This window comes from Aggregatibacter actinomycetemcomitans, assembly GCF_023518055.1.
Classification (GTDB): domain Bacteria; phylum Pseudomonadota; class Gammaproteobacteria; order Enterobacterales; family Pasteurellaceae; genus Aggregatibacter; species Aggregatibacter actinomycetemcomitans.
This window is the reverse complement of sequence record NZ_CP085096.1, coordinates 578,273-590,545: the sequence shown is the minus strand read 5'-3', so window position 1 is coordinate 590,545 and position 12,273 is coordinate 578,273. Positions and strand designations below refer to the sequence as shown.

General features: G+C 46.8%; 12 protein-coding genes. 4 read left to right on the top strand and 8 right to left on the bottom strand.

Annotation, left to right across the window (positions count from 1 at the left end):
• Positions 1–124: 124 nt before the first annotated feature.
• Positions 125–604, top strand: a complete 480-nt coding sequence (locus tag LIN98_RS03005; RefSeq protein ID WP_014167545.1) for a single-stranded DNA-binding protein — start codon at positions 125–127, stop codon at positions 602–604.
• 105 nt (positions 605–709) lie between these two features.
• Here the strand turns inward: LIN98_RS03005 and LIN98_RS03000 are convergent, their stop codons facing one another.
• The 8 genes from LIN98_RS03000 to LIN98_RS02965 all read right to left on the bottom strand — a co-directional run bounded on the left by LIN98_RS03000 (position 710) and on the right by LIN98_RS02965 (position 7,100).
• A complete protein-coding gene (locus tag LIN98_RS03000; RefSeq protein ID WP_005544984.1) occupies positions 710–1,564 on the bottom strand; it encodes a Dam family site-specific DNA-(adenine-N6)-methyltransferase in 855 nt (284 codons plus the stop codon).
• A gap of 2 nt (positions 1,565–1,566) precedes the next feature.
• Positions 1,567–2,655 (bottom strand): 3-dehydroquinate synthase, encoded by a 1,089-nt coding sequence (gene aroB, locus LIN98_RS02995; RefSeq protein WP_005569125.1) that lies wholly within the window; start codon positions 2,653–2,655, stop codon positions 1,567–1,569.
• Between the two features lie 23 nt (positions 2,656–2,678).
• A complete protein-coding gene (gene aroK, locus LIN98_RS02990; RefSeq protein WP_005555432.1) occupies positions 2,679–3,206 on the bottom strand; it encodes a shikimate kinase AroK in 528 nt (175 codons plus the stop codon).
• 213 nt (positions 3,207–3,419) lie between these two features.
• Complete coding sequence (locus tag LIN98_RS02985; protein WP_050846294.1) at positions 3,420–4,829, bottom strand: type IV pilus secretin PilQ; 1,410 nt, start codon at positions 4,827–4,829, stop codon at positions 3,420–3,422.
• A gap of 19 nt (positions 4,830–4,848) precedes the next feature.
• A complete protein-coding gene (locus tag LIN98_RS02980) occupies positions 4,849–5,241 on the bottom strand; it encodes a hypothetical protein (RefSeq protein ID WP_005544975.1) in 393 nt (130 codons plus the stop codon).
• Positions 5,241–5,765: a type II secretion system protein M gene (locus LIN98_RS02975; protein ID WP_005543969.1), complete on the bottom strand. Its 525-nt coding sequence runs from the start codon at positions 5,763–5,765 to the stop codon at positions 5,241–5,243. The genes LIN98_RS02980 and LIN98_RS02975 overlap by 1 nt, the downstream gene beginning before the upstream one ends.
• A complete protein-coding gene (locus tag LIN98_RS02970) occupies positions 5,762–6,280 on the bottom strand; it encodes a PilN domain-containing protein (protein ID WP_005544973.1) in 519 nt (172 codons plus the stop codon). The genes LIN98_RS02975 and LIN98_RS02970 overlap by 4 nt, the downstream gene beginning before the upstream one ends.
• A gap of 10 nt (positions 6,281–6,290) precedes the next feature.
• On the bottom strand, positions 6,291–7,100 hold the full coding sequence (locus tag LIN98_RS02965; protein ID WP_005544971.1) for a type IV pilus biogenesis protein PilM: 810 nt from the start codon (positions 7,098–7,100) through the stop codon (positions 6,291–6,293).
• A 133-nt stretch (positions 7,101–7,233) separates the two neighbouring features.
• Here LIN98_RS02965 and LIN98_RS02960 point away from each other — a divergent pair, with 133 nt between their 5' ends.
• From LIN98_RS02960 to gorA, 3 genes are all read left to right on the top strand, one after another.
• Positions 7,234–9,801, top strand: a complete 2,568-nt coding sequence (locus LIN98_RS02960; protein WP_005566815.1) for a penicillin-binding protein 1A — start codon at positions 7,234–7,236, stop codon at positions 9,799–9,801.
• Between the two features lie 94 nt (positions 9,802–9,895).
• The gene (locus LIN98_RS02955; protein ID WP_005544967.1) at positions 9,896–10,741 is read left to right on the top strand and encodes a 23S rRNA (adenine(2030)-N(6))-methyltransferase RlmJ; all 846 of its coding nucleotides are present in this window, start codon (positions 9,896–9,898) and stop codon (positions 10,739–10,741) included.
• 94 nt (positions 10,742–10,835) lie between these two features.
• Positions 10,836–12,206, top strand: coding sequence for a glutathione-disulfide reductase (gene gorA / locus LIN98_RS02950; protein ID WP_148326223.1), 1,371 nt, complete (start codon positions 10,836–10,838; stop codon positions 12,204–12,206).
• Positions 12,207–12,273: the final 67 nt, after the last annotated feature.

Genomic DNA, 12,273 nt, shown 5'->3' with positions numbered 1-12,273 from the left:
GCATATTCTTAAATAACTGTGCAAATATCCAGTTAATTTTGTTGAAAGCGTGGATTTCTTTCTGATTTTCAGGCAGAATAAGGCAAATTTTTTACAGCAAAATCGAATAAAAGAAGAGGATATTATGGCTGGAGTAAATAAAGTGATTATTGTCGGTAATTTAGGTAACGATCCTGAAGTCCGCACCATGCCGAACGGCGAAGCCGTCGCCAATATCACCGTTGCCACCAGTGAAAGCTGGAATGACAAAAACACCGGTGAACGCCGCGAAGTCACCGAATGGCACCGCATCGTATTTTATCGCCGCCAGGCGGAAGTGGCGGGGGAATACCTGCGTAAAGGGTCTAAAGTCTATGTCGAAGGACGCTTAAGAACCCGTAAATGGCAGGATCAAAACGGTCAAGATCGCTACACCACCGAAATCCAGGGCGACGTTTTACAAATGTTAGACAGCCGCGCCGCTCGCCAATCCGGCGGAAACTACACACCGACATCCCAACCAAGTTATCCAAACCAACAACAAAGCGCCCCACGCAGTGCGCCGGCAAGTAAACCTGCCGCCGAAGCGCCGATGGATAATTTTGATGATGATATTCCTTTTTAATGAACGCAGCATAAATGATGAAAAGGTCTGATGTAATGTCAGGCCTTTTTTCTATGAAAAATTAACAGTGTTTTAGTGGCACTAAAAGTGCGGTCATTTTCTAAGTCATTTTCCCTGCTTAAACATCGCAATCAATTCCCTCACCTTAATGCGTTTATGCGGTGCTTGGCTGATGGAACGTTGTACTTTTAGGCGACGGATTTTGGCGCCTTGGTAGATTTCGCGGGTGAAAGGGGTGTCGTGGTTGGAGATCAGCACTTGAATGTTGCGTTGTTCCATGGTGTGTTTGGCGAGGTTGGCGAGATCACGCTGGTGGGCGATGGAGAACTCATTGCCGGCGTAATTGGTGAAGTTGCTGTCTTGTGAAAGCGGGGCGTAGGGCGGGTCGCAGTAAATTACGGAGTTTTCGTCCGCCATTTCAAAGGTTTGTTGAAAATCGGCGCAAATAAAGACCGCACTTTGTGCTTTGGCGGCGAAAAAACGCAGTTCTTCTTCCGGGAAATAGTGGGTTTTGTAATCGCCGAAAGGAACGTTGAATTCGTTTTTGGAGTTGTAACGGCATAATCCGTTGAAACCGAAGCGGTTTAAATAGAGAAATAACACGGCGCGCTGGAAAACGTCAGTGCTTTGGTTAAATTCCTTGCGTTTGCCGTAGTAGTAAATTTCAGTATTCGCTTCCGGGTGGAAAAAAATCGGTTTACACGCCTGAATATAGCGTTCTACATCCAATTTGACGATATTAAAGAGGTTGATTAAATCGGGGTTGATGTCCGCCAGAATGTAGCGTTTGAAATTGCTGTTAAGAAACACCGCGCCGGCGCCCACAAAGGGTTCGACCAAGCATTGCTTACGTTTTGGTAGTAGGCGATTGATTTCGTCCATAAGGCGATATTTACCGCCCGCCCATTTGAGAAACGGGCGGCTTTTGGCTGGCGTAGCGGGTTTAGCGGGTTCAGGCATAATTAATCGAATTGAGAGCAACGATGGATGGTATCAATCACTAAATCTTGATTAATATCTGTTGCTACATAAGCCCGACCGAGAGATTTGAGCAGTACTAAACGCAATTTACCGTTCAGCACTTTTTTATCGCGCATCATCAACGGTAAGTAATCCTGCGCCGTCATGCCGTCCGGTGAAACAGTTGGTAAATTGGCGCTTGCCAGGAGTTTCTCCAAGCGCGCCACATCGGCTTTGGTTAAATCGCCTAATCGCTCCGATAACACCGCCGCCATCATGCAACCTGCCGCTATCGACTCGCCGTGTAGCCAGTTGCCGTAACCCAAATGGGCTTCAATGGCATGACCAAAAGTATGACCGAGATTTAACAGCGCACGATCGCCTTTTTCCGTTTCGTCCCGTGCCACAATGTCCGCTTTTAATTGGCAGCAGCGGGCGATACATTGCCGGAGCGCGGATTGATCTAGGGCGACCACTTCGTCAATATGCTGCTCCAGCCATTCAAAGAAAGGGAAATCTAAAATCACACCGTATTTAATGACTTCCGCCAAGCCGGCATTCACTTCGCGTTTCGGCAAAGTGTTTAGGGTCAAGGTGTCCACGATGACGGCATTCGGCTGATAAAAAGCGCCGATCATGTTTTTCCCTAATGGGTGGTTCACGGCAGTTTTGCCGCCAACGGAAGAATCCACTTGCGCCAATAAGGTGGTCGGAATTTGAATAAAGCGCACACCTCGTTGATAGCTCGCCGCCGCATAGCCGGCAACATCGCCGATTACTCCGCCGCCCAATGCCACGATGGTAGTGTCACGACCGTGATTGGCTTGTAAAAGTGCGGTGAAAATCAGGTTTAAAGAGTCAAGGGTTTTGTATTGTTCGCCGTCCGGCAATAATACGCGCTCAACGAGACAACCGATTTTTTCCAGCATGTCGGTGACGATGGCAAGGTAATATTGTGCAACGGTCGGATTGGTCACGATCATGACTTTGTTGCCCGGTTTCAGCGGATAACAATGGGGATCCGTCAATAATCCGGCGCCGATATGAATCGGGTAGCTTCTTTCTTTCAATTCAACACTTACACACAACATTTATTTTGCTTTTTGGTCATTATTTAACCGTTATAGTTATCAATCAAGTCGATAATCTGCGTTGCCATTACCTTGGCACTTTGGTCATCAGTAGGGAGGGTAATGTCTGCTACGTCTTCATACAGCGGATTGCGGATTTTCGCCAAATCTTCCAACACCTGACGCGGATCGGCAACATCTTGCAAAAGCGGGCGCTTTTTATCCCGCTGGGTGCGTTGATATTGCTTTTCAACAGTGGTTTCCAGATAAATCACAATACCGCGCGCGGCAAGCTGGTTTCGATTGTCCTTAGATAACACTGCACCGCCGCCGGTAGATAACACGATGCCTTGGCGTTGCGTTAATTCGTTAATAATACGTTCTTCTCTTTTACGGAAACCGGCTTCGCCCTCAACATCAAAAATCCAGCCAATATCTGCGCCGGCGCGTTCTTCAATTTCTGCGTCGGTATCTACAAAATCCATGTTGAGCAACTGAGCAAGTTGGCGACCAATGGTGCTTTTGCCTGCCCCCATTGGCCCCACTAAAAAAATATTACGTTTTTCTGCCATTGTTATAATCTTAAATTTATGTCGTCGAAAAGAATGTGATCTTTTAGAAAATAAGAAACGACCGTAACATACTCATATGTGGTCGTGTGAAAGCTTTTTGAATATAGAGTTGAAAAGATCACCCCCAAAATTAGGGGGAATTATCGCAATAAACCGCTACCGTTTTCAACCTAAACAGGACAATTATTTTATCTATTGTGAGGAAAAGCAAAATTATTTCCTATTTAGGTCCTTTTTATTCTCCCCTTTTGCCATGATTTGCTCATTTACCCCGATTCGCTTTTGTTTGAAAGCGTCCGGGGTTTCGCCTTTACGCAAAATATGTGGTGTGACAAAAATCACCAGCTCGCGTTTTTGATGGCGTTCACTTTCCTTGCTGAATAAATGTTTAATACCCGGAATGTCACCCAGCACCGGCACTTTATCGGTGCCTTTGGTGATGGTATCGCTAAATACACCGCCCAGCACAATGGTTTCGCCGTCCTTGGCGAAGACTTGTGTATTAATCTCCTGTTTATCAATAGAAACCACTTCGCCCAAACCGTACGCCACACGGCTGCCCGGCGAGTTTTGGCTGACGATAAGATCTAACAGAATTTGTTTATCCTGCGAAATGTGCGGCGTGACTTCCAAACCTAGTACCGCCTCACGAAATTCCACGCTTTGCGAACCGCTTTTTTCGTTCACCAGAATATAGGGCAATTCCGTCCCCTGTTTGATGCTGGCGCTTTTTTTGTTTGTCGTTAGCAGGCGTGGGCTTGCGATGATTTCCACATTATTTTCCCGTTCAAGTGCGGTCAATTCTAAGTCTAAAAGTCGCCCGTTGATTTTCGCAACCTGTAACGCCACAGAGCCTGCCGGTGTCGTGGTCGTGGGAAAATTTACGTTTAACTGATTGACAAGGTTATCAAAGCCGTTGCCCGCCAAACTGCCACCGATACGATGGGCGTTGTCCGTCGGGCTGAAAATGCCCCAGCGCACGCCCAGTTCTTTCAGGCTTTCATCGTTAATGGTGACAATGCGCGCTTCAATGGCGATTTGCTCAATGGGTTTATCCAGTTCATTAATCAGCTTTTTTATGTTGCGGACGGAGCGCGGTTCATCCTGAATCAGCAACAAATTGCTACGATCGTCGAAAGTGATACTGCCGTTAGGCGACAACAGGGAACCACTCCCCCCGGTGAGGGATTTCATCACTTCCGACGCTTTGGCAAAGTGTAATTTAATGGTCGCCGTGTTCAGCTGTGCCGGTTCTTCCGCCATGGGCAGAGAAAGAGGGAAAGGCTCTTCCATTTTGCCGGCAAATTTCGTGTTGGTGTCGCCTTTAGTGAAATAATAAATGCCGTTTTCCTGCCATAAATCCAGTTGTTTAATTTTTGCCACAGAACGAAACAGCTGATCCAAATCCACGTTTTCCAACTGTAACGACACCGTGCCTTGCAGTTCATCGTCAATAATCAAATTGGTATTGTGGGCTAATGCCAACTGCTGCAAAGTCGGAACCAGTGGTGCCTGTTTCAGCCGAATGGAAAACACCGGATTTTGTTCCGCCTGCACCGCAAGACTTAAAAAACACCCGAAAAACAGACCGCACTTTAGTCGTCGGGAAAGGATCGATTTCATGTTATTTCCTTCAAAATGCCTAAAATTTTATGTTCAATGTAGTGGAAAGCTCGCAATTTTGCGGGTTATCCCAACGTAAAAAACGAATTTCCTGTTTACCGATGTGTTCAATTTTCAGATTTTCCGCCGCAACAAAATCTCCTTGTTGGGCGAGGTTCACTTGGTTGTCGGCAAGCAAGAGTAATTGCCAATCTTTTTGGTGCTGCAGCACGCCCACTATGCGGATTTGATTAAATGCGGTGGACGGAAAAATCGCCTCCGTCCCTTTATAGCACTGGATTACGCTTGTGGTGTCTTTGAGTGATGCGTTCGAGGCGGTGGTTCCGCGTTGGGTTTTGTCAAAAGGATCATTAGCGGTGACAGACAAGCTGAACAACACGCCGATAAAGAAAACGAAAAGAGGGTGTAACATTATTTTTCCTTGGTATGTAATTGAAATAAAAGTTCGCTGTGAATAGAATGCCCGTCATTGGTATCGGCGTTTTTAATAATGTGCCATTCCAGTAATTCCAGCTCGTCATTAGCACTGAAAAGTGCGGTCAAAAATTCCCGTAAATCGGTAAACTGTCCGTGCAGTTGCAATTTGAGCAACGGTTTTTGATGAAAATCCCATTGGCTGTGCGCAATGTGCAATTTCGATGCAAATTGTTGAATCTGCTGATTTATCGGCGGGAGTTTGCCCGCTAATTCCGGTGTGAGTAATTGCTTCGCCGCTTTTTCTTTCAGCGCGGCTAAGATTTTTTGCTGATGAGCAAGCTTTTCCTGTTGGATTTGCAATTGTTGTGAAATCGCTTCCGCCTGGGAACGCTGTTGCCAATAATCCCATGTGGGAAAATAGAGCGCCAATAAACATACAAAAATCAGCAATGCCCTTTGTTGCCAACTCGTCAAGCGGTGCCAATGTTGCAGAAAACCATTTATGCCGTTGAATTTCATGGCGTGTCCCGCAAGGTTAAGTTAAATTGAAACTGCAGTTCGTCGGCATTCGGTTTGAACTCCGCTAGTGTGACTTCGGCGAAAAGTGGTTGTTGCGTGAGAAATTGATTCAACCGGCTGAATTCTTCTTGACTGTGGCTGTAGCCGGTTAAGGTTAGTTGCGCTGTTTTAAGAGACAATTCCGTTAATTCACCTTGTGTGAGCGGTAACTCTGTTAATTGATTTAACAGCGAAAAAACAGTTTCTTTTGAAACGGGGTGTAATTCCTCCGAATCTGTCTGTGTACTTCGGAGTTGTTGAATGTGTCGTTGTGTAAGCTGTTGCTCAGGTTGGATTTTGGTCAGTTCGGTTTGTATTGTTTCTGCGGTTTCCGCGTGGCTTTCCGCCAAAGACCCCAGAATTAACCAGCCGCTTGTGCATATCAACGCGCAAAGGATAAGTTGATGAAGTAACGCTTTATTCTGTTGACGTTGCAATTGAATGCGCCACGGCAGGAGATTGATGTCTTTTTTCATGGTAATCGTCTCAAATGTTGTGGTCGGCGTCAAAAAGTGCGGTGGATTTCAACGGCGTTTCCCGTTGCCACAAGGCGTTACCTAACGCGATGAACGGTAGCTCGGTTTCAATGGCGTGCCAGCTTTGCGGTATCGCCTGTGCGTCTTTTTCGGTTTGATAATAGAACACCTGCATCGGTTCTTCTGCATAACGTTGGCAATATTGCGCCAAAAGTGCGGTCAGGTTTCCCTGCGTTTGGAACAGCGTTTGGGTTTGCTGTAATTTGTGTTGTACCGCCAGCAAGCCCGTTTCGTCCTGATATAAAAACACGGCGTTATTTGGCAAGGCGTGCCCCAAAAAATATTCCGCCGCGCGTAACATCGCTTTTGCCGCGTTGTCTAACACGTCAATTTGTAAAGGCATAAGTTGTTGCAAATATTCTGTGGCGATTTGTTGTCTAATGGCAAAAATATCTAACCGAAAGCCCTGTTTTAACGGTGTGGCTGCGTAGTCATACCACACCTCTTCGGTGGGAATCGGCAGCTCGTTGGTTAAGCTGAAATGGCACTGTTGCTCACATTCCTGAAGGTTCAGGTTATGGGGCAAAATCAAGGTTTTCTGCCAGATTTGATGGGGCATGATGGCGGTAATAAATTTGTAGGCTAATTTTTTGCGCGGATGGTTAAAACGACGGTTTAAATGGCTTGTCAGTTCCATTAATTCCAGTTCGCCGAGGCGCAAAAAGTGCGGTTGATTTTGCGGGTCGATCCACGCTGCGTCGATGGTTTCTCCACGGCACCAAAGACCGACTTGCAGTGTGGGAATGTGTCTAATAAACATTGGATTCATCCTTATTTACACGATTTAAGTGAGTTTTCGCTTTTGCTTTTGTGGCGTAATCTTTATACTTAGCAATCAACTATATTTTTAATCCTTTTAACTTAACGACAATGAAATAAGTGAGAAATTTTCGATGCGGATCGCAAAATTAATATTAAGTTCCTTATTAACTTTATTTATTCTTGGCGGCATTGTGGCGGGTATGTTCTATATCCAGCTCAAATCCGATTTACCGGATGTGGAAACGCTGAAAACCGTTGAGCTGCAACAGCCGATGCAAATTTACACTTCCGACGGCAAACTTATCGGGGAAGTAGGGGAGCAACGCCGAATTCCGGTGAAACTGGCGGATATTCCGGAAAAACTCATTCAAGCCGTGTTGGCAACGGAAGACAGCCGTTTCTATGAACACCACGGGCTGGATCCGATCGGCATCGGGCGTGCGTTAATGGTTGCCGTGACCAAAGGCGGCGCGTCTCAAGGGGCAAGTACCATCACCCAACAGTTGGCGCGTAACTTCTTCTTAACGCCGGAAAAAAGCCTGATCCGTAAAGCCAAAGAAGCGATTTTGGCAATTGATATTGAAAATGCGTTGGATAAAAACGAAATTCTCGAACTGTATTTAAATAAAATTTACTTGGGCTACCGTTCTTATGGTGTCGCGGCGGCGGCAAAAACCTATTTTGGTAAAGAATTGAATCAATTAACCCTATCCGAAATGGCGGTGATTGCGGGCTTGCCGAAAGCGCCTTCCACAATGAATCCGCTGTTTTCGCCGAAACGTGCGCTGGAGCGCCGTAATGTGGTGTTGGGGCGTATGTTGGACCAAAAATACATTTCCAAAGAAGAATATGATGCGGCATTAAAAGCGCCGATTGTCGCCAGTTATCACGGGGCGCAAATGGATTTCCGTGCGGATTATGTGACGGAAATGGTGCGTCAGGAAATGGTGAGACGCTTTGGTGAGGAAAATGCCTATACCAAAGGTTACAAAGTTTACACCACTGTGCTTTCCAAAGATCAGGAAACCGCACAAAAAGCGGTACGTGATAACTTAATCGCTTACGATATGCGCCATGGTTATCGTGGCGGCGCGCCTTTATGGAAAAAAGACGAAGCGCCTTGGGACAACGACACCATTATCGGTTTCCTGAAAAAATTACCGAATTCCGAACCCTTCATTCCGGCGGCGGCAGTCGGCGTTGCCAAATCCGGCGCGGAGCTCCTACTGGCTTCCGGTGATAAAATTACGCTGCCGAGCAGCGCAATGCGTTGGACAGGGCAAGCTAATCCGGTGAAAGTGGGTGATCAAATCTGGATTCGTAAAAATGACAAAGGTGGCTGGATGCTGGGGCAAATCCCGCAGGCCAACTCCGCTTTGGTTTCCTTAAACAGCGACAACGGCGCTATTGAAGCCATTGTGGGCGGTTTCAGTTTTGAACAAAGCAAATTTAACCGCGCCACTCAATCTTTGGTGCAAGTGGGTTCTTCCATTAAACCGTTTATTTATGCGGCAGCATTGGAAAAAGGGTTAACCTTATCCAGCGTGTTGCAGGATATGCCGATTGTGCTGAAAAAACCGGGACAGAAAGAATGGCGTCCGAAAAACTCGCCGGATCGTTATGACGGTCCGTTGCGTTTGCGCGTGGGATTAGGTCAGTCTAAAAATATGATTGCCATTCGCTCCATGCAAATGGCGGGCATTGATTTCGTGGCAGATTTCTTACAACGTTTCGGTTTCAAACGGGATCAATATTTTGCCAGCGAAGCCCTTGCTTTGGGCGCGGCATCCTTCACGCCGTTAGAAATGGCACGCGGTTATGCGGTGTTTGATAACGGCGGTTATTTGGTCGATCCTTATATTATCAATAAAATTTTAGATAATAGCGGTAAAGAAATTTTCGTGGCGAACCCGAAAGTAGCGTGCCCGACCTGCGACAATATTCCGGTGATTTACGGCGAAACGGAAAAATTGGACGGCTTTAAAAATACCGACTTAACGCCGGCTGACGAATTTGCCCGCACCGATGAATCTACTAACGGCGAAGAAGTAGACCAAGGCGAAAGCGTGCCGGATATTCCGGAATTGCAACCGCGTGTCGATGTGGTGAAAGAGGAAAATCTGAACCTCATGGCGGATGCAAAAACCAATGGTTCCGAAGTGCAATATGCACCACGTGTGATTAGCGGTGAATTAGCGTTCTTAATTCGTAGTGCGTTAAGTACCGCAATTTACGGCGAACAGGGGCTTGGCTGGAAAGGTACCAGCTGGCGCATGGCAAATGACATTAAACGTAAAGACATCGGCGGCAAAACCGGTACGACGAATAACTCCAAAGTGGCGTGGTATGCCGGCTTCGGGGCAAATCTGACTACGGCGGTGTATATCGGTTTTGACGATAATCGCTTTAATTTAGGTCGCGGTGAAGCCGGTGCGAAAAGTGCGATGCCGGCGTGGATTGCTTATATGAAGCCGATCTTGCAGGATATTCCGGAACGTGCATTGCCGATGCCTGCCAATATCGTAGAAAAACACATTGATTTACGCTCCGGCTTACTGGCTAACGATGGGCGCGTGGAATATTTCATTAAAGGAACGGAACCAACCCGTGCTTATGTGGAAGAACGCGGCTACTATGTACCAAGCGAACTTCTCGATGGCGACAGTTCACCGGGCGGTCAACCGGAAGAATTGTTCTAAACCGCCATTCGCTCAAATGAAGCCCGGCAATTGTCGGGCTTTGTCTTTCGGGAAAAGTGCGGTCAGCTTTTCAAATGTTTTTTAAGTAGGGATTATGCTCAGTTATCGTCATAGTTTTCATGCGGGCAATCATGCGGATGTGTTGAAGCACATTGTGTTAATGCTGATTATCGAAAGCCTGCAACAAAAAGAAAAAGGGTTTTATTATTTAGATACGCATTCCGGTGCGGGGCGTTATCGCTTGCTTAGTGCGGAAGCGGAGAAAACGGCGGAATATGTGGACGGCATTGGTCGTTTGTGGGCGCGTGAGGACTTGCCCGCAGAAGTGGCACGTTATGTGGCGTTAATTAAAAAGCTCAATTATGGCGGCAAGGAATTGCGCTATTATGCGGGTTCGCCGTTGTTGGCGGCGAATTTATTGCGTCCGCAGGATCGTGCGTTGCTGGTGGAACTTCATCCGAGCGAGTTTCCGCTGTTACGCAATAATTTTAAAGAATTTGATAATGTGACGGTAAAAATCGGTGACGGTTTTCAACAGGTCAAAGTCACCCTGCCGCCAAAAGAGCGGCGAGGGCTGGTGTTGATTGATCCGCCATATGAGTTAAAAGAAGATTACGATTTGGTGGTGAAAGCCGTTGAAGAGGGCTATAAGCGCTTTGCTACGGGCATTTATGTTATTTGGTATCCGGTGGTGCTGCGTCAGCAAACCAAGCGGATAGTGAAAGGTTTGGAAGCCACGGGGATTCGTAAAATCCTGCAAATCGAACTGGCAGTGCGCCCGGATTCCGATCAACGCGGGATGACGGCGAGCGGGATGATTGTGGTGAATCCGCCTTGGACGCTGGAGCAACAAATGAAATCCATTTTACCTTATTTAACCACCGCACTTATACCGCAAGGTACCGGTAGTTGGTCGGTAAATTGGATTACGCCGGAATAAGAAAATACCGATTGGACCGATTTATCCTATTTGTTTGATTTGTGAACACCCTTTGGGCAGAATAGCGCCCAATTGATTCATTAAGGAAAAGACTATGAGCAGACATTATGATTACCTTGCTATCGGCGGTGGTAGCGGCGGTATTGCCTCCATTAACCGCGCGGCGAGTTATGGCAAAAAATGTGCCATTATTGAGGCGAAACATTTGGGCGGAACCTGTGTAAATGTGGGTTGTGTACCGAAAAAAGTGATGTTTTACGGCGCACAAATTGCGGAAGCGATTAATCATTATGCACTAGATTACGGTTTTGATGTGGAGGTAAAAAAATTTGATTTCGCCAAGTTGGTGGAAAGCCGTCAAGCCTACATTGATCGTATTCATACTTCTTATAACAATGTATTGGCGAAAAATAACGTCGATGTGATTCACGGCTTCGCTAAATTTGTGAATAAAAACACCGTTGAAGTGACCCTTGCAGACGGTTCCACCGAACAAGTGACCGCTGACCATATTTTAATCGCGACCGGTGGTCGTCCGAGCCATCCGCCGGTAAAAGGCGTGGAATACGGCATTGATTCTGATAGGGTATTTGCTTTGAATGCGCTACCAAAACGCGTTGCCATTATCGGGGCGGGTTATATCGCGGTGGAACTTGCCGGCGTATTCAATAGTTTAGGTTCCGACACTCACTTGGTAGCGCGTCGTCACGCGCCGATGCGTAATCAGGATCCGTTGATCGTTGAAACGCTGGTGGAAGTGTTGGAGCAAGACGGCATTCATTTGCATAAACACACCACGGTGCAAGAAGTCATCAAAAATGCAGATGGATCTTTAACCGTGAAATTCGATCACGATAGAGAAATTATCGTAGATTGTTTGGTTTGGACAATCGGGCGTGATCCGGCAACGGATAAAATCGGTTTGGAAAACATCGGCGTGGAAACCAACGATCGCGGTTTCATTAAAGTGGATAAATATCAAAATACCAATGTACCCGGCATTTACGCAGTGGGCGATATTATTGACGGCGGTATCGAATTAACACCGGTTGCCGTTGCCGCCGGGCGTCGTTTATCCGAGCGTTTGTTCAATAATAAACCAAACGAGTATTTGGATTACAACCTTGTGCCGACAGTGGTATTCAGCCACCCGCCAATCGGCACCGTAGGTTTAACGGAACCGCAAGCTATTGAACAATACGGCGCGGAAAACGTGAAAGTGTATAAATCCAGCTTCACCCCGATGTACAGCGCAGTGACCCAACGCCGCCAACCTTGTCGCATGAAATTGGTTTGCGCGGGTAAAGAAGAGAAAATCGTCGGCTTGCACGGCATCGGCTTCGGTGTGGACGAAATGATCCAAGGCTTTGCTGTCGCCATCAAAATGGGTGCCACCAAAGCCGATTTCGACAACACCGTGGCAATCCACCCGACAGGTTCGGAAGAGTTTGTAACGATGCGTTAAACGATGGCTTGATTAAACAAAAGGTCTGAAAGTGTTCAGACCTTTTGTTTAGCCATTAGGCAGAAAA

What these genes read in the sequence shown, in the direction of transcription:
- LIN98_RS03005 (WP_014167545.1), top strand. Translation starts at nt 125, where the DNA reads ATGGCTGGAGTAAATAAAGTGATTATTGTCGGTAATTTAGGTAACGAT.
- LIN98_RS03000 (WP_005544984.1), bottom strand. Translation starts at nt 1,564, where the DNA reads ATGCCTGAACCCGCTAAACCCGCTACGCCAGCCAAAAGCCGCCCGTTT.
- aroB (WP_005569125.1), bottom strand. Translation starts at nt 2,655, where the DNA reads ATGTTGTGTGTAAGTGTTGAATTGAAAGAAAGAAGCTACCCGATTCAT.
- aroK (WP_005555432.1), bottom strand. Translation starts at nt 3,206, where the DNA reads ATGGCAGAAAAACGTAATATTTTTTTAGTGGGGCCAATGGGGGCAGGC.
- LIN98_RS02985 (WP_050846294.1), bottom strand. Translation starts at nt 4,829, where the DNA reads ATGAAATCGATCCTTTCCCGACGACTAAAGTGCGGTCTGTTTTTCGGG.
- LIN98_RS02980 (WP_005544975.1), bottom strand. Translation starts at nt 5,241, where the DNA reads ATGTTACACCCTCTTTTCGTTTTCTTTATCGGCGTGTTGTTCAGCTTG.
- LIN98_RS02975 (WP_005543969.1), bottom strand. Translation starts at nt 5,765, where the DNA reads ATGAAATTCAACGGCATAAATGGTTTTCTGCAACATTGGCACCGCTTG.
- LIN98_RS02970 (WP_005544973.1), bottom strand. Translation starts at nt 6,280, where the DNA reads ATGAAAAAAGACATCAATCTCCTGCCGTGGCGCATTCAATTGCAACGT.
- LIN98_RS02965 (WP_005544971.1), bottom strand. Translation starts at nt 7,100, where the DNA reads ATGTTTATTAGACACATTCCCACACTGCAAGTCGGTCTTTGGTGCCGT.
- LIN98_RS02960 (WP_005566815.1), top strand. Translation starts at nt 7,234, where the DNA reads ATGCGGATCGCAAAATTAATATTAAGTTCCTTATTAACTTTATTTATT.
- LIN98_RS02955 (WP_005544967.1), top strand. Translation starts at nt 9,896, where the DNA reads ATGCTCAGTTATCGTCATAGTTTTCATGCGGGCAATCATGCGGATGTG.
- gorA (WP_148326223.1), top strand. Translation starts at nt 10,836, where the DNA reads ATGAGCAGACATTATGATTACCTTGCTATCGGCGGTGGTAGCGGCGGT.